This is a genomic window from Cloacibacterium sp. DMC96 (assembly GCF_056313765.1).
Genome location: NZ_JBQUZQ010000002.1, coordinates 661,956 through 683,758, shown reverse-complemented (window position 1 = coordinate 683,758; position 21,803 = coordinate 661,956). Strand labels below are relative to the sequence as shown.

At 32.6% G+C, this 21,803-nt stretch carries 19 protein-coding genes; 9 read left to right on the top strand and 10 right to left on the bottom strand.

All coding sequences use genetic code 11. The features are described from left to right. Nucleotides 1–11: 11 nt before the first annotated feature. From ACT53I_RS12105 to ACT53I_RS12065, 9 genes are all read left to right on the top strand, one after another. The gene (locus ACT53I_RS12105) at nucleotides 12–2,390 is read left to right on the top strand and encodes a heavy metal translocating P-type ATPase (protein ID WP_476079847.1); all 2,379 of its coding nucleotides are present in this window, start codon (nucleotides 12–14) and stop codon (nucleotides 2,388–2,390) included. A gap of 122 nt (nucleotides 2,391–2,512) precedes the next feature. Next, nucleotides 2,513–2,692: a cbb3-type cytochrome oxidase assembly protein CcoS gene (gene ccoS, locus ACT53I_RS12100; protein WP_069800303.1), complete on the top strand. Its 180-nt coding sequence runs from the start codon at nucleotides 2,513–2,515 to the stop codon at nucleotides 2,690–2,692. 14 nt (nucleotides 2,693–2,706) lie between these two features. Then, nucleotides 2,707–4,980 carry a cytochrome-c oxidase, cbb3-type subunit I gene (gene ccoN / locus ACT53I_RS12095; RefSeq protein WP_424305178.1) on the top strand — a complete coding sequence of 758 codons (2,274 nt, stop codon included), beginning with the start codon at nucleotides 2,707–2,709 and terminating at the stop codon, nucleotides 4,978–4,980. Between the two features lie 26 nt (nucleotides 4,981–5,006). Next, complete coding sequence (locus tag ACT53I_RS12090) at nucleotides 5,007–5,189, top strand: cytochrome C oxidase Cbb3 (protein WP_074650864.1); 183 nt, start codon at nucleotides 5,007–5,009, stop codon at nucleotides 5,187–5,189. 21 nt (nucleotides 5,190–5,210) lie between these two features. Next, nucleotides 5,211–6,080, top strand: a complete 870-nt coding sequence (locus ACT53I_RS12085; protein ID WP_424305174.1) for a cbb3-type cytochrome c oxidase N-terminal domain-containing protein — start codon at nucleotides 5,211–5,213, stop codon at nucleotides 6,078–6,080. 70 nt (nucleotides 6,081–6,150) lie between these two features. Next, on the top strand, nucleotides 6,151–7,596 hold the full coding sequence (gene ccoG, locus ACT53I_RS12080) for a cytochrome c oxidase accessory protein CcoG (RefSeq protein ID WP_476079846.1): 1,446 nt from the start codon (nucleotides 6,151–6,153) through the stop codon (nucleotides 7,594–7,596). 20 nt (nucleotides 7,597–7,616) lie between these two features. Then, nucleotides 7,617–8,066 carry a FixH family protein gene (locus ACT53I_RS12075; RefSeq protein ID WP_476079845.1) on the top strand — a complete coding sequence of 150 codons (450 nt, stop codon included), beginning with the start codon at nucleotides 7,617–7,619 and terminating at the stop codon, nucleotides 8,064–8,066. Further along, nucleotides 8,057–8,791 carry a sulfite exporter TauE/SafE family protein gene (locus tag ACT53I_RS12070; protein WP_476079844.1) on the top strand — a complete coding sequence of 245 codons (735 nt, stop codon included), beginning with the start codon at nucleotides 8,057–8,059 and terminating at the stop codon, nucleotides 8,789–8,791. The genes ACT53I_RS12075 and ACT53I_RS12070 overlap by 10 nt, the downstream gene beginning before the upstream one ends. 39 nt (nucleotides 8,792–8,830) lie before the next feature. After that, complete coding sequence (locus ACT53I_RS12065; protein WP_476079843.1) at nucleotides 8,831–9,616, top strand: hypothetical protein; 786 nt, start codon at nucleotides 8,831–8,833, stop codon at nucleotides 9,614–9,616. Nucleotides 9,617–9,682: 66 nt separating this feature from the next. Here the strand turns inward: ACT53I_RS12065 and serS are convergent, their stop codons facing one another. The 10 genes from serS to ACT53I_RS12015 form a co-directional block, all read right to left on the bottom strand. Then, nucleotides 9,683–10,951 carry a serine--tRNA ligase gene (serS, locus tag ACT53I_RS12060; RefSeq protein ID WP_476079842.1) on the bottom strand — a complete coding sequence of 423 codons (1,269 nt, stop codon included), beginning with the start codon at nucleotides 10,949–10,951 and terminating at the stop codon, nucleotides 9,683–9,685. Between the two features lie 75 nt (nucleotides 10,952–11,026). After that, nucleotides 11,027–11,533 (bottom strand): hypothetical protein, encoded by a 507-nt coding sequence (locus ACT53I_RS12055; protein WP_476079841.1) that lies wholly within the window; start codon nucleotides 11,531–11,533, stop codon nucleotides 11,027–11,029. Nucleotides 11,534–11,551: 18 nt separating this feature from the next. After that, complete coding sequence (locus ACT53I_RS12050; RefSeq protein WP_476079840.1) at nucleotides 11,552–12,796, bottom strand: oligosaccharide flippase family protein; 1,245 nt, start codon at nucleotides 12,794–12,796, stop codon at nucleotides 11,552–11,554. After that, a complete protein-coding gene (locus ACT53I_RS12045) occupies nucleotides 12,797–14,446 on the bottom strand; it encodes an asparagine synthase-related protein (RefSeq protein WP_476079839.1) in 1,650 nt (549 codons plus the stop codon). It abuts the gene before it with no gap. Continuing rightward, on the bottom strand, nucleotides 14,443–15,579 hold the full coding sequence (locus tag ACT53I_RS12040; protein WP_476079838.1) for a glycosyltransferase: 1,137 nt from the start codon (nucleotides 15,577–15,579) through the stop codon (nucleotides 14,443–14,445). The genes ACT53I_RS12045 and ACT53I_RS12040 overlap by 4 nt, the downstream gene beginning before the upstream one ends. Nucleotides 15,580–15,690: 111 nt before the next feature. Beyond that, the gene (locus tag ACT53I_RS12035; protein WP_213190390.1) at nucleotides 15,691–16,179 is read right to left on the bottom strand and encodes a hypothetical protein; all 489 of its coding nucleotides are present in this window, start codon (nucleotides 16,177–16,179) and stop codon (nucleotides 15,691–15,693) included. A gap of 78 nt (nucleotides 16,180–16,257) precedes the next feature. Beyond that, entirely contained in the window at nucleotides 16,258–17,043 is a 786-nt protein-coding gene (locus ACT53I_RS12030) for a (Fe-S)-binding protein (protein ID WP_476079837.1), read from the bottom strand. 72 nt (nucleotides 17,044–17,115) lie between these two features. Next, on the bottom strand, nucleotides 17,116–18,447 hold the full coding sequence (locus tag ACT53I_RS12025; protein WP_476079836.1) for a 4Fe-4S dicluster domain-containing protein: 1,332 nt from the start codon (nucleotides 18,445–18,447) through the stop codon (nucleotides 17,116–17,118). Between the two features lie 34 nt (nucleotides 18,448–18,481). Further along, the gene (locus tag ACT53I_RS12020) at nucleotides 18,482–19,426 is read right to left on the bottom strand and encodes an MlaD family protein (RefSeq protein WP_476079897.1); all 945 of its coding nucleotides are present in this window, start codon (nucleotides 19,424–19,426) and stop codon (nucleotides 18,482–18,484) included. A 129-nt stretch (nucleotides 19,427–19,555) separates the two neighbouring features. Continuing rightward, nucleotides 19,556–21,697, bottom strand: coding sequence for a SurA N-terminal domain-containing protein (locus tag ACT53I_RS12015; RefSeq protein WP_476079835.1), 2,142 nt, complete (start codon nucleotides 21,695–21,697; stop codon nucleotides 19,556–19,558). Nucleotides 21,698–21,803 lie beyond the last annotated feature (106 nt).

Below are 21,803 nucleotides of genomic sequence, written 5' to 3'. Positions count from 1 at the left end.
AATAAAAACAGATGGCAGAAAATTGTTTCCATTGTGGACAAGAAATAGAAAAAGATAGAATTTTCTTCGATGAGAAGGCATTTTGTTGTAACGGATGCAAATCTGTTTATGAAATTCTCAATGCAAATAATCTCGGAAATTTTTATGAATTAAATAAAAATTCTGGAATTAGACCAGACGAAAATCTCTCTCAATTTGATTATTTAGATACTCCAGAAATTTTCGAAAAAGTAGTAGATTTTTCTGAAGGGAATACCAGTGTAGTTACCTTTAAAATCCCAGTGATTCACTGTAGCTCTTGTATTTGGCTATTAGAGAGTTTACAAGATTTAAATACAAATATTAGATATTCTCAGGTAAATTTCACCAAGAAAACACTACAAGTTTCTTTTAACCAAAATGAATTACCTCTGAGTGAACTGGCAAAATTCCTGACGAATCTTGGTTATAAACCTGTAATTTCATTAGAAACGGCAGACAAAAAAGAAGCCGCAGTAGACAGAAGTCTCACGATAAAAGTAGCGGTTGCAGGATTTGCATTCGGAAATGCGATGATGTTTGCATTCCCAGAATATTTAAACACGGGTTCTTCCGTAGATTTCTGGTTAGAAGAGTTTGCACCGTTTTTCAGATTTTTAACCTTTTTACTTTCCATTCCGGTGGTTGTGTATTCTGCATCAGATTATTACAAATCTGCTTGGTTTGGTTTGAAAAATAAAATTGTAAACATAGATGTTCCTATTGTTTTAGGAATTCTGGTTTTATTCTTTAGAAGTGTCTACGAAATCGCAACCAATTACGGTCCTGGATATTTTGATACGCTTTGTGGATTGTTATTCTTCATGTTGTTGGGTAAAATTTTCCAAAAGAGAACTTATTCTGCACTTTCGTATGATAGAGATTACAAATCTTTTTATCCAATTGCGGTAACCAAAGTAGATTTTGGAGGACAACAACAAAATATTTTACTTTCGGATATTAAAGTTGGCGATAGAATTTTAGTTAGAAATCAAGAAATTATTCCTGTAGATGCGGTTTTAATTAATGGCGAAGGAAACATAGACAATAGTTTCATCACCGGTGAAAGTGCTACCATTACCAAAAATCCTGGCGATAAAATCTTTGCAGGAGGGAAACAAATTGGTTCTATCTTAGAATTGGAAGTCATTAAAACTGTGAACCAAAGTTATTTAACTCAACTTTGGAACAAAGAGGCCTTCAGAAAAGAAGAATTAGGACTCGATACTTTGGTGAATCAAATTTCAAAATATTTCACTTTTATCATTTTAGGAATTACGCTTCTCGCTGGAATTTATTGGTATCAAATAGATTTTGAAAAAATGTTCCAAGTGGTTTCTGCGATTTTGATTGTGGCTTGTCCATGTGCATTGGCGCTTTCTACTCCATTTACGATGGGACACATCATGAGAATTTTGGGCAGAAACAAAATGTATGTGAAAGATGCTCACACCATTGAAAAAATGGCAAAAATTGATGCTTTGGTTTTTGACAAAACGGGAACAATTACTTATAACAAAAAAGCCAACATCAGTTTTGAAGGTAAAGAGATCGCTGAATTTGATTTAAAAAACATAAAATCTTTACTCAAAAATTCTAATCACCCGCTTTCTAAATCGCTTTACGAATTTTTAGAAGTACAAGACGAATATTTACCAATTGAAAACTTCAAAGAAACCGCTGGAAAAGGTTACGAAGCCACAGTAAGAGGAAAAGTTTACAAAATTGGTTCTGCAAAATTCACTCATCAAGAAGCTAAATCACTAGAAACTGCCGTTTACATAGAAAGAGATGGTGAGTTTTTAGGGAAATATATCTTTAAAAATGAATACAGAGATGGTTTAGCTGAAATGGCAAAAGAACTGAAAGATTATAAAATCCATGTATTAAGTGGAGACAATTCTTCAGAAGAGCAAACACTTAAAAATCTTATTCCAAATATCACTGAAATGAGATTTAGCCAATCTCCGGAAGATAAATTAGAGTATATCAAACATTTACAAGATCAAGGAAAAAAAGTTGCCATGCTTGGAGATGGACTAAATGATGCGGGTGCGCTGAAACAAAGTAACATAGGAATTGCGATTGCAGATGACACCAATTCTTTCACGCCGAGTTCAGATGTGATCATGAATGGAGGTGTTTTGACAAAGTTGCATGACTATTTTGCACTCACAAAAGATGCTATGATCATTGTAAAATTAACATTTGGGATTAGTTTTCTATATAATGTGATAGGTTTAACTGCAGCAGTTCTCGGTGAAATGTCACCTTTATTCGCTGCAATTTTGATGCCTTTAAGCTCGATAAGTGTAGTTGCATTTACCTCATTATCAACATGGTTAAGATCAAGAAAATACTTCAAATTTTAATAATAAGATAAAAAAATCTTATTTAGAATATTTTTAAATTAACGTTTTTTTAACAGACCATGATGAAAGTCATTAAAAAACATTAATTTTGAAGCGCAAATTCATTTTATATTTGTAAAATCGTGGAAATTCTCTATTTAATGATCATCTGCAGCGTCTCTATAGCTGTAATTTTTCTAATAGTATTTATTATTAGTGCCAAGAATGGTCAGTTTGACGATGACGAATCTCCCGCTGTAAGAATCCTTCTTGAAGACAAGAAGCAAGAAACAGAAAACAAAGAAGAAACAGAAAAAAATTAAAGTGATTAGTTAATATGGAAACACAAAAGTTTAGTTATGACAACAGCATTGTGCGCGCATTTCTTTACGCAATGGTAGTCTTCGGTGTAGTAGGCTTCTTGGTAGGGTTAATCGTTGCAACATTGCTCTTCTTCCCTTCACTTCCGGAGTATATTTTCGGTACAGATGATGTTACTATTAGTGCAAATAGTAATATTATGGGATTAGTAAAAACTCAAGGCGCATTTGGTTTCGGTAGATTGAGAATGCTTCACACCAGTGCAGTAATTTTCGCATTCGTAGGAAACTGTATTTTCGCAGGAGTTTATTATTCTATTCAGAGATTATTAAAAGCAAGAATGTTCAGTGATGTTCTTTCTTGGATTAATTTCTGGGGTTGGCAATTAATTATCGTTACTGTGGTAGTTACTTTCCTTATGGGAATTAACACTTCTAAAGAGTACGCAGAACACGAATGGCCAATCGATATTATGATTGCTCTAGTATGGGTAGTATTCGGTATCAATATGTTTGGTACAATTGCCAAGAGAAGAGTAAGACACCTTTACGTAGCGATTTGGTTCTACATCGCAGGATGGATAGGAATCACAATGTTACACATTTTCAACAACTTAGAAGTTCCATTATCATTCGCAGGATGGAAATCTTATTCAGCTTATGCTGGTGTAAAAGATGCTTTAGTACAATGGTGGTATGGTCACAATGCAGTAGCATTCTTCCTTACAACTCCAGTATTAGGTTTAATGTATTATTTCATGCCAAAAGCTGCTGATAGACCTGTATTCTCATACAAATTATCTATCATCCACTTCTGGTCATTAATTTTCATTTACATTTGGGCTGGACCTCACCACTTGCTTTACACAGCATTACCAGGTTGGGCTCAAGCTTTAGGTACTACATTCTCTATTGCTCTTATCGCTCCATCTTGGGGAGGTATGCTTAATGGTTTATTAACTTTAAGAGGAGCTTGGGATAAAGTAAGAGAAAATCCTGTTCTAAAATTCTTCGTAGTAGCAGTTACTTGTTATGGTATGGCAACTTTCGAAGGACCACTTTTAGCAACAAAAACTTTAAATAAAATCGGTCACTATACAGACTGGGTAATTGGTCACGTTCACGTAGGAGCATTAGGATGGAATGGCTTCATTGCATTTGGTATGCTTTACTACTTACTACCAATCCTTTGGAGAACAAAACTTTGGTCGGTAAAATTGGCTAACTGGCATTTCTGGTTAGGTACATTAGGTATTATTTTCTATGCAATTCCATTATATGTTTCTGGATTTACACAAGGTTTAATGTGGAAACAATTTAACCCAGACGGGACTTTAGTTTACAAAAACTTCCTAGATACAGTTACTGCGGTTATTCCTTACTATCAAATGAGATTTGTAGGTGGATTATTGTACATTGCAGGTTCTATTTTAATGGTCGTTAACCTTATTGCAACAGTAAGACAAGGTTCATTCGAAAAAGATGTTCCAGTAGAAGCTCCTGCATTAGCAAAAATTTCTGATGCTAGAAAAGAAGGGGAAGGAAAACACCTTTGGTTAGAAAGAATGCCATTATACTTATCATTATTAGCTTTCGTAGCATTAGCAATTGGAGGTATGATAGAAATTATCCCTACATTAACTGTAAAAGATAATGTTCCTACCATCGCATCTGTAAAACCTTATACTCCACTAGAATTAGAAGGTAGAGATTTATACATCAGAGAAGGATGTAACGCTTGTCACTCACAAATGATTAGACCTTTTAGAGATGAAGTTGTACGTTACAATGGTAAAAACGGACAATACTCTAAAGCTGGTGAATTTATTTATGACAGACCATTCTTATGGGGTTCTAAAAGAACAGGACCAGATTTACACAGAGAAGGTGGTAAAAACCCAGATACTTGGCATTTCAAACACATGTTAAACCCAAGAGTAACTTCTCCAGGTTCTATCATGCCAAGATACCCATGGTTAATCTATAACGAACTAGACAGAACTAAAACTAAGGATAAATTAGTATTATTGAAAAATGTATTTGGTCACCCATATACAGATGAAGAAATCAATAATGTAGACAAATTAGTAGACGAACAAGCTGCTAAAATTGTAGAAGGAATCTATTCTGGTGATGCTGAAATCAAAAAAGCATTTGATGCTCAAAAAGCTCAGCAAGGTGCAGCATTTGTTCCTGTAGAAAAGAGAGAAATCGTTGCTTTAATTGCTTATTTACAAAGATTAGGTACAGATATTAAAACTACCGAAGTAAAAACAGCAAGCAATAATTAATAATCTAATAAAGGAGTTTTTTCAATATGATACCAAGTAATATAAAAGATATCTTAGCAAATATAGATAATGCAGGAATCTACCAAACATTGTCTATGATTATCTTTATCATATTTTTCATCAGCACTGTGTTATACGTTCTTTCTAGACCGAAAAAACACTACAGCGAAGTTGAAAGAGCTCCTTTAGAAGATGATCATAACAATTAAAAGTTCTAAAAAACAAGAGTCATGAAACATAGAACACCCGTACTTGTAAACATAGTAGCAATATTATTTATCTTAGTATTTTTATTCTACATGTTTATACAAAATACCTCTTTCCTATCTTCTCCTTATTTCTGGGGAACTATTGTAATAGGTATTGTTTTAGCATACATTTTTAATGCAATCGGTGCATTAGCTGAAAACGAAAGATTCAAGCAAATGACAGATGCAGAAAAAGCAACTTTCTTAAAAGAAAAAGAAATACCATATTTCAAAAGATTATATGATAGTGCTTTCAAAAAACAATCAGATGTTGAAGAAAAAGACATCCTTATTGACCACGGTTTTGATGGCATCAAAGAATTAGATAATCAATTACCAAAATGGTGGTTAGGTCTATTTTATTTTGGCGTAATTTATGCAGTAGTTTATTTAATTGCATACTCAGTTTCAGATTTTGCTCACCCAGACAAAGAATATGAAGCAGAGCACAAACAGCAATTAGCAGATATCGCAGCTTATGACGCGGTTACTCCTAAAGCGACTATCGAAACTGCAAAATACAATGCAGATAATATTGCAGAAGGAGAACAAATCTTCAAAACAAACTGCGTGTCTTGTCACCAAGAAGGTGGAAAAGGAGGAATTGGACCAAACTTAACAGATGATTTCTGGATCAATCAACCAGAAAAAACATTATTCAAAAATGTATTCCACATGGTTGAAAATGGTAGTCCAAATAATCCTGCAATGCAAGCTTTCGGTAAAAATGGAGTTCTTAACGGTAACGACATCGAAAAAGTAGCTGCATACATCTACCACATTAACCAAGAAATGCCAGATGCTGCTGGTGGAGCTGCTCCACAAGGAACCAAGGCAAATTGGGAAAAATAAATTAAAAAAATTATATTTGTTATAAAAGAAAATATGAAAAGTTAGTTTTTATAATAAATAACATACAAAAATGGCTAATAAAGAAGAACAATTTGGCGCTGGTCAAGTAATTCATGCAGAAACCTTCAGAGATTCTGTTGCAACTATAGAACAAACGGGTTCTAGAAAATGGGTATATCCTAAAAAACCAAAAGGGAAATTTACCAATTACAGAGATATTGTCACGTTCATTTTATTAGCCATTTTCTTTATTACTCCATTTCTTAAAATAAATGGAAATGCAATGCTCAAAATAAATATTATCGATAGAGAATTTTTTATTTTCGGGCAACCATTCTATCCGCAAGACTTCTTTATTCTTGCATTAGGAGCAATTACCTCTCTTGTTTTTATTATTCTTTTTACCGTAATTTTCGGTAGAATATTCTGTGGATGGATTTGTCCACAAACTATTTTTATGGAAGGGGTTTTCCGTAAAATAGAATTTTGGATTGAAGGAGATAGAAACAAACAAATTAGATTAGCCAGTCAACCTTGGAATGCAGAAAAAATCTGGAAAAAAAGTTTGAAATGGTTTGTTTATGTTGTAATCTCACTTATCATTACTCACTGGATGTTCATGTACATCGTAGGCGTAGAAGACACGCTGAAAATTATGAAAGGAGGCCCGGTAGAATACCCTACGAATTTCATTGTAATGGTAATTTTCACTGGATTATTTTACTTTGTTTTTGCTTGGTTTAGAGAGCAAGTTTGTACACTCGTTTGTCCTTATGGTAGATTACAAGGTGTATTGATTGACAAAGAAACCGTAAACGTTTTCTACGATTATAAAAGAGGAGAAAACAGAGCAAAATGGAGAAAAGGCGAAGACAGAAAAGCCGAGGGAAAAGGAGATTGTATCGATTGTAATCAGTGTGTAGTTGTTTGTCCTACTGGTATTGACATCAGAAATGGTCAACAGTTAGAATGCATCAACTGTACTATGTGTATTGATGCTTGTGATGAAGTAATGATTAAAACAGGTTTACCTACAGGTCTTATTCGTTACGCTACAGAAGACGAAATCGAAAAAGAAGAAAAATTCAAATTTACGAATAGAATGAAAGCGTACTCGCTTGTTCTATTAGCATTAGTAGGTGTTTTAGGTTATTTATTAAACAACAGAGGTGGTTTAGAAGCTAAATTCATAAAACCAGCGGGAAGTTCTTTCTATGTGAAAGACGGAAAAATTAATAATACCTACAATTACACTCTTCTAAACAAAACCAATGACGATAAAATGGTTACCATTAAAGTAATTAAACCAACACATGGTGAAGTTATTTTCAGTGGAAACAGTACTATCGCTCTAAAACGTGACAAAATCACCAAAGGAACTGTAAATGTAAGTTTCCCTGAAAAAGAAGTCAACCAACCAAAATTAATTGTTACTTTTGGCGTTTATGATTCTAAAGGAAAACTTTTAGACACTTTCGAAACTAATTTTGAAGGTCCATTTAAGTTACAATTCTAATTTTTTAAAAAATATTTTTAATGAAATTCACTTGGGGACATGGTATAGTAGTCGCTTTAGGACTTTTTATATCCTTTATTTTGTATTTAATTTTCATTTTTCCAATTGGTAAACAGAATTCTGAGTTGGTTACCGAAAATTATTATGAAGACGAATTATCTTATCAAAAAGTGATAGATGCTAAAAATAATGCTGCAACTTTAACTGCAAAACCTCAATATGCACAGTTGCCTTACGGAATTAGAATTGCTTTCCCTAAAGATATCAACAATGAAAATGCTAAAATAGAGTACTATTTATACAGAACCAATGACAAAACCCAAGACAAAACAGGTTCTGTACAACTAGATGCTGATAATAGCTTTTTAATTCCAAAGAATTTTATGATTCCTGGTTCTTATACGCTAAAAGTTTTATGGACTAAAGACCAAAAAGATTACCAAGTAGATTATGACGTAGAATGGAAATAACCCTTATTTTAGCGGCACTAGGTTTAGGTTTTGCAAGCGGATTCCACTGTATAGGAATGTGCGGTCCCATTGCGCTTTCGCTAGGATTGTCTAAAAAACAACAAGTTAATTTCCATCTTCAAAATCTTACTTATCAATTCGGCAGAATTCTCACTTATTCTATTTTAGGAGCCTTTGTAGGAATTGTAGGCGAAGGTTTTCAGCTCGCAGGAATTCAGCAATACATCAGCATTTTTGCTGGAGTTTTATTGATGATTATGGCACTTTTCTCTTTCGGAGGGGATTTTGCTTCTAAAATTCCAGCCATTAATAATGCTTTACTCAAAGTTAAAATCAATCTCGGAAAATTTTTACAAAAATCTGATTATTCATCTCGATTTTTAACAGGATTATTAAACGGACTTCTTCCTTGTGGAATGGTTTATATGGCTCTTACAGCAAGTTTAGCAGCAGGCGGAATTTGGCAAAGTGCAAGTTTTATGGCTATTTTTGGTTTGGGAACATTTCCGTTCATGTTTGCCACTGTTCTTTTCGGAAATCTAATTAACACGGCTCTTCGAAACAAAATTCTTAAGATTGTACCAATTATCATGCTCATTTTAGGAGGTTTATTCATTCTAAGAGGTCTAGAATTAGGTATTCCTTACATCTCTCCTAAAAAAGAAGCTTTGAAGGTAGAAAAGAAAATGAACTCAGAGAAAACTTCAGACGAAAACTGTCACTAATTTTTCTTACTTTTAGCTCAGAATTTTAAAATCAAATCTATGCTTAAAAAATTTACTTTTTGGCTAATTCCACTATTGGCTATTATTCTCCAAGCTTGTGCTGTAGATTCTGTTACCACTTATCATCAAGATAAAACCACCAGCATTTTAATGAATATTGACATGAAAGAATTGTTAGGAATGGCAAAAAACATGGGTGGCGATTCTGCAAATTCTGATAATAAATTTAAGAATTTTGAACTTTTCCCAAAAAATTGGAAAAACATGTACGAAATCATGCAAGAAGATTCAGAAAAAAAGGGAATCCCAATGACTAAAGACAAAGACAGCATTCAAATAATGAAAAAAATGTTTGTAAAATCTAATTTTGAAAATAATGAAATGACGGGAATTGCTTTTAAAATGGATAGATTAACTCCAGAGGAAATCAAAAATTTCTCTAGAACATCTAAAAAAAGCAATTTTATAAGCGCCACAAGTTCTGACAACACCATTTGGGACGGGAAAACATTAACATTAGATACAGAATATTTTAATCCTCAAACTTTTTCTGAAACCTTAAAAAAAGAAATGACTTTTGAAGCTAAAACGGATTCAGCTAAAGCAGAAGCAGAATCTGCACTTGCTATGATGAAGATGTTTAATACTAAATTCAACAACAAAATTAAGTTTGAAACCAAAATCAAATCCATTCAAGGAAAACACGATTGGGTAAAGAAAATAGACGATTATACCATTGATATGTCTTTCTCTTTTGAACAACTTCTTGACGAAAGTTTAAAACTCAACGAAAAGGACAAAAAAGTAATCATCATTACAGAATAAAACAAAAACCACCGAAATTTCGGTGGTTTTTTATACTGAAAGCTGTTTGCTGAATGCAGAAAGCCTTTAATCAATCATCTCAAATCTAGCGTATTCCGCTACTTTTTTCGGTAACTTAATTCCGCCTTCTACTTGATTGTTTTCTAATAAAGCTGCCATAATTCTTGGTAAAGCCATTGCAGAACCGTTTAATGTATGAGCTAATTGCGTTTTCTCGTCACCTTTGAATCTACATTTTAAACGATTCGCTTGGAAAGTTTCAAAATTAGAAACAGAAGAAACTTCTAACCATTTTTCTTGAGCCGCACTCCATACTTCGAAATCATAAGTCATCGCAGAAGTGAAACCTTGATCTCCTCCACACAATCTTAAAATTCTGAAAGGCAATTCCAAATCCTCTAAAATAGATTTTACGTGAGCTACCATTTCTTCTAAAGCTGCATAAGAATTTTCTGGCTTTTCTATTCTTACAATTTCTACTTTTTCGAATTGGTGCAATCTATTCAAACCACGAACATGAGCACCATAACTTCCCGCTTCTCTTCTATAACATTGTGAGAAAGCAGTATTCTTAATTGGCAAATCTTTTTCTTCTAAAATCACATCTCTGTAAATATTCGTTACAGGAACTTCTGCAGTTGGAATTAAATATAAATCATCAATTCCTACATGATACATTTGACCTTCTTTGTCAGGCAATTGTCCAGTTCCATAACCAGAAGCTTCGTTTACTACATGAGGTGGATTAACTTCTAAATAACCAGCATCTGTATTTTTATCTAAGAAATATTGAACCAAAGCTCTTTGTAATCTCGCTCCTTTTCCTAAATAAACTGGGAAACCTGCACCCGCGATTTTAACTCCTAATTCAAAATCAATCAAATTATATTTCTTTGCCAATTCCCAATGCGGAATTGCTCCTTCTCCCAATCCATGAACTTCGTGAGATTGATAAACGATTTCATTATCATCTGCAGAAACACCAGGTTTTACCAAATGGTAAGGAATATTAGGAATTTGGTATAAAATATTAAGCAAAGAAGTTTCTATTTCCGAAAGTTTTGTAGTAAGTTCTTTGGAAGACTCTTTGTATTGAGCCGTTTTAGATTTAGCAGCTTCGGCTTCTTCTTTTTTACCTTCTTTCATTAAAATTCCTATTTCTTTAGAAATTTTATTGATTTCAGCCAATTGCGAGTCTAATTCTTGTTGTGTTTTTTTACGTTCGTCATCTAATTGGATAGCTTCATCTACCAATTCTAAATGCTTAAAATTTCTTTTTTTAAGACCCTCTAAAACGCGTTCTTTTTCGTCGCGCAAAAAACTTACTTGTAACATCTTATTTGGTTTGAGAGTTAAGATTTGAGTCTGAAATAAAACTCAAATTTTAATGATTTATGCAAATTTACGGAATTATTTTACGATATGAATGATGTTTGGCTGTCCTTCCACTTTAGAAAACGAAAGTTTATTGTTATACCAAACTTTGGAGACTTGAAACAAGTTAGGAGACCAATTGTACTCTACTTTTACGGTGTCTACATCTGTTACCGTTTCTTTATTTACAATTTTAGAAAGATTGATGTAAAAATCAGACTGATACGTTTTTTGACTTGCCGAAATAGAATCTTTTAAAATTCTAACTGCACCAGTTGCGTAATCTACATAAGCAATCGTGTCTTGGTCTTTTTTGACAGAAATTCCTGCAATCTCTTGCAAAGCTCTATCTGCATTTAAATCCTGGGCTCTCACAGCGGTAAAACCTCCAGGAATATTGGTGTTGAGCAAATCTTTCCCAGCAGCGTTTTTGATGTAAATATTAAGAACTTGGTCTATTTTCTGCAAGTCACTTTCATCTTCTCCTCTACAAGAGCTAAGAAAAATTAAAATCCCTAAAATGATTAATCTGCTGAACTTCATATTGCAAAGATAATTTTTCTAACCTAATTTTTTAAAATACTTCCAGAAAAAAAACATCCCAAGAAATCCCGAAAAACTCATCGCTAAAAAAACACTGATTCCCATTCCTAAAATTTGAAATTTTGGGACTAAAATAAAAGCAGAAATCGCCAAAACAATCAACGAAAATATAGAAATGATGGTATTTTTCTTCATTTCTCCCACTGCAGAAAGTAAATTCCCAAATAAATTTCTAAATAACATATTCATTAAAAATGTTATGACCAAAATTAAAAACACTTGGGTTTCATTACCATATTGAGATGAGAAAAATAGCGTTAAAATTTCTTTGGCAAAGAAAAATGACATTCCAAAAATGACTAAACAAATCGGAATGAAAATTTTATAGTAATTCGAAATATAATCTTTTACAAATAATTGATTATAAGCGTTTTTTGCAATTTTAGGAAAATCTGCTTGTAACATAGATACTGCCAAAAAGGTAAAATTGGAAGGCAAAATAATTGCTACTTTATAATCTGCTACCGCATTTTCGTTTAATAAAAATCCTAGAAGTAAAATATCTAAAGAAAATAATAAATCTGATAAAAAAGCAGTAAAAACAGCATGAAACGAATAACTCCAAAGTTCTTTTTTCTGAAGTTTTATTCTCTGAAAGTTTAGAATTTTATATTTAAAAAACCAGAATAAAGATAAAAATGGAGCAAGTGAAATAGCCAATAAATAACCTTTTAACCCGAAAAAGTAAGTTAAAATAATAATTAAAATCAGTCCAAAAACATTAACCACATTATTCACTCGAGCAAAGTTCTTGTTATCATGATACACTCTAAAGTAAGACTGTATGTGATTGAAAAAATAAAAACCAATCAGCCGAACGGTGAAAAATATAAAAATCAGCAAAACATCACCGTATTTCTGAACGAAAAAAATGCTCGAAAGAATAAACAGAACAGAAAGAATTAAATGATATAAAAATCCTTGAAGAAAAAAATGCAGATGAAGTTTTTCTTTTTCTTCTGCTTGTTCTGCAATGGCACCGAATCTTAAAAATCCTTGCGCAGAACCAAATCCACTAAAAGTTGCAAAAATGGCAAAAACAGAAGCCACAATCGTCATCATTCCAAAATCACTTTGCGGAAGCATTCTTATCACCGCAATAGACGAAATAAATCCACAGATTTTTGTAATCAATAGTGAAAGAAATACATATTGACCTTTATTTTTAAAAAAATTCTGCAAAAATTCTTGAAGACTCTTCATTTACGACAAATAATATTTAAAAATAGCTAAAATATTGACTGCAGAAGATTTGGAGAAGAAATCTTTATGATGAAATAATTCTAAAATATCTTTTTGAAGTTCTTTATAATCATCTAAAAGTTCAATATTTGATTGAAAATAATCATTATAAAAAGACTGAGTTTCTGAACTTGAATCAAAATAATATTGATACGGATACATGCTTATTTTATATTCCTTTCCGAAAATTTTATTATAAAAAACATTCACCAATCTTTTGCTAAAATGATCTCCAAGAGTCGTTTTCCAATGAGCATTGGGTTTCATCATGGTTCGTTCCCATTTAAACAGAGTCGCCTCTTTGCAATGTTCTTTAATCCATTCTAAGTAAAATCGATGATTAAATTTCCATTTTTCTGGCAAACTTACAGCGAAACTCATAAAATCTTTTGTCATAAAAGGAGAAGTCTGATACGAGAACTGTTGGAACACTTGACCTCCAAAAACCGCTCTGTTAAAAGCGATATTCCTGAGATAAAAAAGCTCTTCTCTCTCATATTGAGATTTTATTTTATCTAAATTTTCGGAAACTTTTGGCAAAAAAAGACTATTGACTACTATTTTCTTGTTGGTAGGTTTTTGTACATCGGGAATCATGTTAAATCCACCTAAAACGCCATCACCAATTTGCCCAGAATGAATAAGCCCAAATTGTTCCTGATAAAACTGCTGCATTGCAAAGTCTACATGAATAGAACCCGTATATAAAACCATTCCTTCAGAAATAGAAACCATTTTATCTATATTTTTCAAGAAAATCCCTCCATCTAATGGAGCAAAATGGTAATCAAAATTAAATTTCTCTGCAATTTTTCTAGAAATGGTTTCGTCTAAATAATTGCTCTGCGAAAAACAAAAAACTTTATTGGGATTTAGCTGCAATTTTTCCGCATATAAAACGGCAACTCTACTGTCTAAACCTCCACTTAAAAGAGAAAAATGATTTTTGCCTAGTTCATCATCTTTTTCATATTCTAACGCAATCGATTTTGAAAAAATTTCGTCAATGGTATCAATTGCTTCATTTTTGCTTCCTAAAAATCTCTCTGCTTCTACATTAAAATATTGCTCTTCTTTTATAGATAAATTTTCTGCATCAACTTTTATATAAGATGCATCATAAATTTTAAAAATATTCTTTATTGGTGTTTTATTTTCAATAATATTGGTAAAAGCCAGCATTTGGTAAATACTTTCTACATCAATTTGGAATTGAATATTATTGGATTTTAAATTCTCCACAATATTTTTAATAGAGGTGTCAATGAGAATTAAATCCTTTGAACGATAATAAAAGACCTTTTGTGTAGAAGTGACATTAGTAAACGCGAACACTGTTTTTTCACTTTTATCTATAATGAACCCTGAAAATTCACCTTCTAAAAGTGCAAAAAAATGTTGTTTTTTTTGCTTGAATAAATCAAGAACTAAGTCATTAAAATTTGATGAGGCAAATTCCTGGCAAAGTGATTTTTTATTGAGAATTACCCCTTCTATAGCGATGAGAAAACGTTCATCTTCTATAATCACATTATCAAATAACCCTTCTTGAAATCTACAAAAAGATTCTATTTCTCCATTGAAAATTCTTACCGAAAATCCCTTTCTCATGATAAAACTTGATTATAAATTTCAGAAAATTTTTCGGCGATTACGGACTTAGAGAAATTTTCTAATACGTATTTTCTTAAATTTTCAGAAGATTCTAGTGCTACATTTTTCTGTAGTACATTTTTCATGGTTTCTAATAAAGCATGACTATCATTTTTCTCTATTAAAACACCTCTTTTTTCATTTAATAATTCAGGTATTCCACCCACTTTTGTGGCAATAACAGGAATTCCAGAAGCTAAACTTTCTAAAATCACACATGGCTGATTTTCATAATCACTGAAAAGTACAAAACAATTCGCAGCATTCATTTTTTCTGAAACCTGTTCTAAACTAAGCATTCCGAAAGTTTTAATATAACTTTCTGAATTATTCAGGTGAATCATTTTTTGTAAAGGTTTCAAATCGCCATCACCACCAATTTGTAATTCAAAATAGGGATTTATTTGATGTAAATCTATCGCTGCTTTGATGATTTTTTCAGGATTTTTTAGCGAAATAAGATTCGAAATATGTAGAAAAGTGAACTTTTCTGACTTTTCAAATTTTGGCGAAAACAAATCTGTATCTACCACATTTCCTACCACTTTCATAGGAGTATTAATTCCTAATTTTTGCAAACCCGAAATTAAATTTTCGGTAACAGGAAGAATGAAAGATGCTTTTTCTGCGATTTTTTTTGCTAAAAAACGAGCCGATTTAGAAATTTTATGATGATTTTGCTCTTGAAAAACCGACCAATGCTCTGAAATCACAAACGGAATTCCGTATTTTCTTTTTAGGGAGACTGCAAAAAGCATGTTGTTATGAAGAACATTTCCGTGAACTAAATCTGGTTTTTGCATTTTTTTGAAACCCAATTGATAAGCTTTCATTCTTCTCAAAAAATTCTGCAAAGGATTTTTGGAATTTTTGTAATAAACAATCAGCGTTCTGATTCCATTGATCATTTCATCATCAAAAACGAATTTCTCTTTTTGGTTAAAATCACCAATTGCATGAAGAACTTCCACATCATGAAACAATGAAACAGCTTCTGCATGACGCTGCACAAAGTTTCCATTCGTAGGTTCAAGTTTATTAGGAAACCAAGACGAAATGAAAAGAATTTTATGTCGTGTATGAATGCTCAAACAGATAGTTTTATACAAATTTAAAGAAAACTTTCTAGGAAATAGATTTTGACAAAGTCAAATTGAAGTTTGAAATAAAAAAGTCGGACTAAAGTCCGACTCTATTGAATTTTATTTGATAAAACCAGCCCAACTTCGCTTGAAAGGAAGTAAAAAGTCTGATAAATAATTTACGTAAGTGTCTTTAGAAAAATCAAAAACTTCTACTTCTTCTGAAATTTCGCCATTTCTAACCGCAGTTCTAAAATCGGTCAATTTCATGGTTTTTACTTCACCATTTTCCTTGTAGCAAGCTTTCATTCTGTCAAAAATTCCTAATTGATATTCTGCCTCGATTTCTCTCATTACACCATTTAGAGAATCCATAGAACAGCCAGAAGCCTGTACTTTTTCTTCGTCTACTGTAATGATAATAAACTGCTTGTGGTCTATTTTAAAAGACGATGTTAAGCCTTTCCCATGCGCATTCCAAGTAGGAAGAAAATCATACAATTTCTCCGTAATTTCCTTTACTTCTTTAGCAGTTAACGCTCTAGAAGCAGGATAAATAATGACTTTGAAGTCATTAGTCTCTACTATGGTTGATTCTTCTATTTTCATAATTTTAGATATGAGATTTGAGATTTCAGAGGTAAGATTTTAAATTCTGGAATCTATTATCCGAAATCTGATGTTAATTTACAAATCCTCAGCTTCAGCAATTAACTCTACGATGTCTTTTACCTCCACTTCTTCATTTTTGTTGAAGTGTTTTACACCATCGGTCATCATCGTGTTACAGAATGGGCAACCTGTTGCTACAATTTTTGGATTAAGCGCAAGAGCTTCTTCTGTTCTTTCGATATTGATGTCTTTATTGCCTTTTTCTGGTTCTTTAAACATTTGTGCACCTCCAGCTCCACAACATAATCCGTTGGTTTTACAACGTTTCATTTCTACTAATTCTGCGTCTAATTTTTCTAAAAGAACTCTTGGAGCTTCATATTCATCATTCGCTCTTCCTAGATAACATGGATCGTGGAATGTGATTTTTTTACCTTTAAAAGCGCCTCCTTCAATTTTAAGTCTTCCTTGTTCCATCAATTGCTGAAGCAATTGTGTATGGTGCATTACTTCGTAATTTCCACCTAAACTAGGATATTCGTTTTTTAAAGTATTGAAGCAGTGTGGACAAGCCGTTACGATTTTCTTTACTTCGTAAGCGTTTAAAACTTCTATGTTCGTTAATGCCATCATCTGGAAAATAAATTCATTTCCGGCACGTTTTGCAGGATCACCAGTACAAGATTCTTCTTGACCAAGAACAGCAAATTCTACTCCTACTTTATTTAAAATTTTAGCAAATGCTTTGGTAATTTTTTTGGCTCTATCATCAAAACTTCCTGCACAACCTACCCAAAAAAGAACTTCTGGAGATTTTCCTTCGGCAGCATACTCTGCCATTGTTTTTATAGTGAATTCCATATTGTAAATATGCTAATTTGTTAATTTGCTGATGTGTTAATTTTCGCATCAACACATCATCTCATTGTCACATTAATTTTCGTTTGCCCAATTTAATCTGTCTGCTTGATTGTATTGCCAAGGTGCTGCATTGTTTTCGATATTAGTCATCATCATATTCAATTCCTGTGGCGCAGCAGATTGTTCCATTACAAGGAATCTACGCATTTCTACAATAATTGAAAGTGGGTCAATCAATACCGGACAAGCTTCTACACAAGCATTACAACTTGTACAAGCCCATAATTCTTCTTTGGTAATATAATCGTTTAAGAGTTTTTTACCATCATCTACGAATTTTCCGTTTTTGTTGATGTTTTTGCCTACTTCTTCTACTCTGTCTCTTGTAGACATCATAATTTTACGTGGCGAAAGTTTTTTACCTGTAATATTTGCTGGACAAACTGCAGTACATCTACCACATTCTGTACAAGAATAGGCATTCAGTAACTGAACTTGATTCAAATCAAAAATATCTTCAGCGCCAAATTTAGCTGGAGGTTCTGCTCCTTCTGGTTGCGCTGCATAAGGATCTGCATTAGGATCCATCATTAATTTGATTTCTTGAGTTACAGATTCTAAATTATTGAATTTACCTTTTTTCTCCAAATTAGCATACCAAGTATTCGGGAATGCAAAAATGATGTGAAGGTGTTTAGAATAATATAAATAGTTCATGAAGAACAAAATTCCTACAAAGTGGAACCACCAAGCTCCTCTTTCTATGAAATGTAAAAACTCATCACTGAAACCGAAAGATTGAAAAATCGGTGCAATGAGATGAGATGAGACTGGGAAACTTCCGTGTGCTGCTAAAACGCCATTTTGCTGAAGCAACCAATCTGCTGCATTCATTTTGAAAAACGCCATCATTAAGCAGAATTCTATCACCAAAATCCAATTGGCATCATTTTTTGGCCAACCTTTTAGGTCGATAGAAGATAATCTAGGAATTTTAAGACCATTTCTTCTGATGAAGAATGCTACTACAGCAATCACTACTAATGCAGCTAAAACTTCTAATGTAGCGGTAAAAATTCCATAAAGTGTATCTCCAAAAATTGAAGCTAAGAAACGGTGTGTTCCGAAAATTCCATCTACAATGATTTCAATCAATTCAATGTTGATAATCACGAAACCTACATAAACAATCATGTGCAAGAATGCTGCAACTGGGCGTTTTTTCATTTTGCTTTGCCCAAGAGCAACAGTCGCCATTGTTTTCCATCTTTCTGAAGGGTTATCAGAACGATTGATTTCTCTTCCTAGTTTTATATTTCGGTAAATTTCTTTTAAACTTTTAAAAAACAGACCGAAACCAGCAATCAGTAAAACAAGGAATAAAATATTGTCTAAATATTGCATAGTTATTTTTTTCTCTTTTTCAAAAATACGTTAATTATTTCTTACCAAAAACAGAAATATTTATGTATCGCTTAGGATTTTCTTTAAGGTCTAAAATTAGACTATTAAGGTTCTGAGAAGTTTTATTGAGGTTATTGTATAATTCCTCATCTTTAGCTAGTTTACCAAGGCTTCCTTCTCCATTATTAATCCCAGAAATCACTTGATTAAGTTTATTAGAAACTTCCGAAAGTCTTTCTACTGTTTGATTGAGCTGTTTCGTATCAATACTTTCTGCAACTTTTCCATATTTCTCAACAGCAGCATTGGCAGAAATCATAGTTTTATTAGCATTATCAAGTACATTCTCTACTCTACCTTGGCTAGAAGCCAATAATCTATTGGTTTGGTCAGAAGTATTTTTGAAAGAAGCAACCGTTTGGTTAAGGTTTGCCAAAAGTATTTTAATTTCTCTTCTGTTTTGTTCGTCTACGATTTTATTAGTCGCCGCAACTGTAGAATCTAATTTCATAAGAACGCTTTGTACTTGGTCTTTTACAGGACCTACTTGCGAAGATAAACTTGCCATCAAAGAAGATTGGAAAGTTCCTCTTAAAGTGTCTCCATCTTTAGCAAAAGGTGCTTTATCATAAACCAAATGAATTCTTGCTTGTTTACCAGACATAATTCCCGGTTCAAAGATTTCTACAGTAGAATTTTTAGAAAAATTAAAACCTTTATCTACTAAAACTTTAACCACAAAATAAATGGTTCCGTCTTTAGCTGTTTGAGGAAGGATTTTATCTACCTGTCCTACTTTCAAACCGTTGATAGAAACTGGATTAGACTGTTCTAAACCGTCTACATTGTCAAATTTTGCGTAGTAAATATTATCTGATGTAAAGAAACTTTTCCCCTTCATAAACTGGAAAAGAATAACGAATCCTACAATAGCTAAAAGTGCTATTAAACCTGCTTTTATTTCTTTAGTGTATTTCACAATTTTATGAATTTTTATGCGCAAATATACTACTTTTTGAAGTAATGGTAGTTTCAATATTTCTGCATAATGTTATAAAAAAAGCGACTTTTTCTAGAAAAAGTCGCTTTTAAATATTTTTGAGAAGAATTATTGAGCTTGAGAAGTTTTATCCCATACTTCAATTCTGTAATCTTCTATTTTAGCATTGTCTTGTAAACTCTTCATTAATGATTGGCTAAACATTTGAGCACCTTGCTGTTGCATTGCTTGCATGATTTGTTTAGCATCTCCTGGTTGTTTGTTTAGCGTAACCGCTTTTTGAGTCACTACAAAAACTCCAGTTGCACCTTCTACTGGTTTAGAGATTTTACCTTTTTTAATACCAAATGCAGCTCCAGCAACTTTAGCTTCCATAGCACCTCCTACAAATGGAGAGAATAAACTTACTTGTGAAGATTGTTTAGTGGTTCCAAATAATTTAGCGATTGCATCTAAACTAGTTGCTTTGCTTGCAGTAATTTTTTCGCTAATTTTTTTCGCTAATAATTGGTTTCTTACAATTGGTTCTACTTGTTCTCTTACAGATTCTGGATCTGCAATTCCCGCTTCTTGTTTACCGTTTAAGTACACTACGATGTAGTCACCATTACCAGTAGTAAAGATATTGGTTTCTCCTTTTTCTCTTTCTTTATTGAAAGCCCAAGCTAAAATTTCTTCGTCTTTATCTGTACCTAAACCTTGGATTTGACCTTGGAATCTTTTTACAGATTTAGGATTTTGGAAATTGAAATTTTTCTTTTTCGCTCCGTTTGCAAAATCATTGAAAGATTTCCCTTGAACTGATTGAATGAAAGTATTTGCTTCTGTATATACTTTGTTTTCTGTTTCTTTAGAAGCTCTGATGTCTTTTGCTAAGTTTGCAATTTTGTAAACTGGCATTTTATTTTCGTTAACAATAATATGATAACCAAAATCAGTTTCTACTACACCTACAGCTCCTTTTGCGTTTCCTTTTACCCAATCTCCGAAAGGTTTTGCGTAGTTATTATCATTATCTAAAATCCAACTTAACATACCTCCTCTTTGCGCAGCACCTGGCTCATCAGACATTTGTACATATTCGTTGAATTTCAATGGATCAGCTTTTACTAATGCACCAATGCTATCTGCTAATTTTTTAGCTTCTTCTTTGGTTCTTGTTTGCTTTTCATCTGCTCTCATTGCGCCTTTGTATGCAAACAAAATGTGTTTAGGCATTGTAGCACTGCTCTTTCCTACTAATTTGGTCACATAATATTTGTCACCAGATTTATAAGGTCCAAAAAATTGTCCTACAGAAGCTCCTTTTACAAAAGCTTGTGCTTCTTGAGGAATTTCTTGGTCAGAAACAAATGAATATTTAATTTGTGCTTCAGAGTTTAATTCTACGAACATAGAATCGTTCGGAGTATTTTTGAAACTTTCTAAGCCATTTCCATTATCTACACCTTCGTTGTAAAGTTTGTTGATTTCTTTAAGTGCTAAAGCATCATCTGCTGCACTTGGTTTTGCAGGAAAATAAACGATTCCTAAGTTTCTAGCAGCTTCAGATTTAAACATCACTGGATGTTTTTTGATGTAGTTTGCTAAATCTTCAGTAGTTACTTTCACTGGATTTTTTGCAGAAAAAGCAGCATAATCTATTTTCACGAAGTCTATATCAGCAACTTCGTCTCTTTGCTTCATTAATTCAGCAGCTTCTTTTTTGTTGGCTGTAATTCCTGTAGTAACGTTTGCAAAAAGCTGTCTTGCCATCATTCTGTATTGTATAGCTTTTTTAGCTTTTAACCATTCGTTATATTGGTTTACGTCTCCACTATTTTTAAGTTCTTCGATTTGCTTTTTAATTTCAGCAACTTTGAAGTTTCCTTTTTCGTCAAAATTCTGTGGATTCTGTTCTTTAGAAAACATTGGGTCAAATTGTAATTGATTCCAGAAAATTTCATCTGTAATTTTTAACCCCATTTTATCAAACTGTTGTTCGATTAATTTAGACTGTACCAAAATCTGCCAAGCCTGTTCTTCTAAGCCTTGCTGTGGTTGCCCTTGAGATTGTTGTTGTAACAAACTTAATTGGTCATTAAATTCATCACGAGTGATTTCTACACCATTTACCTTTCCGAGAATATTTGGATTTTTACCAAACATTTTTTCAAAACTATCAGGATTTACTAGAAAGGCAAGTAAGCCTATCGCAACCATTCCTAATAATAGCCAAGGTCTCTTTCTTATTGAAGCTGTAATTGACATTTTATATATAAGTATTTAAAATCAGTGTGCGAAAATACATAATTTTAAGATAATAGAGAAATTTTATCACTCATTTTCATTCGTTTATATTTATTTTTTTAAAGGA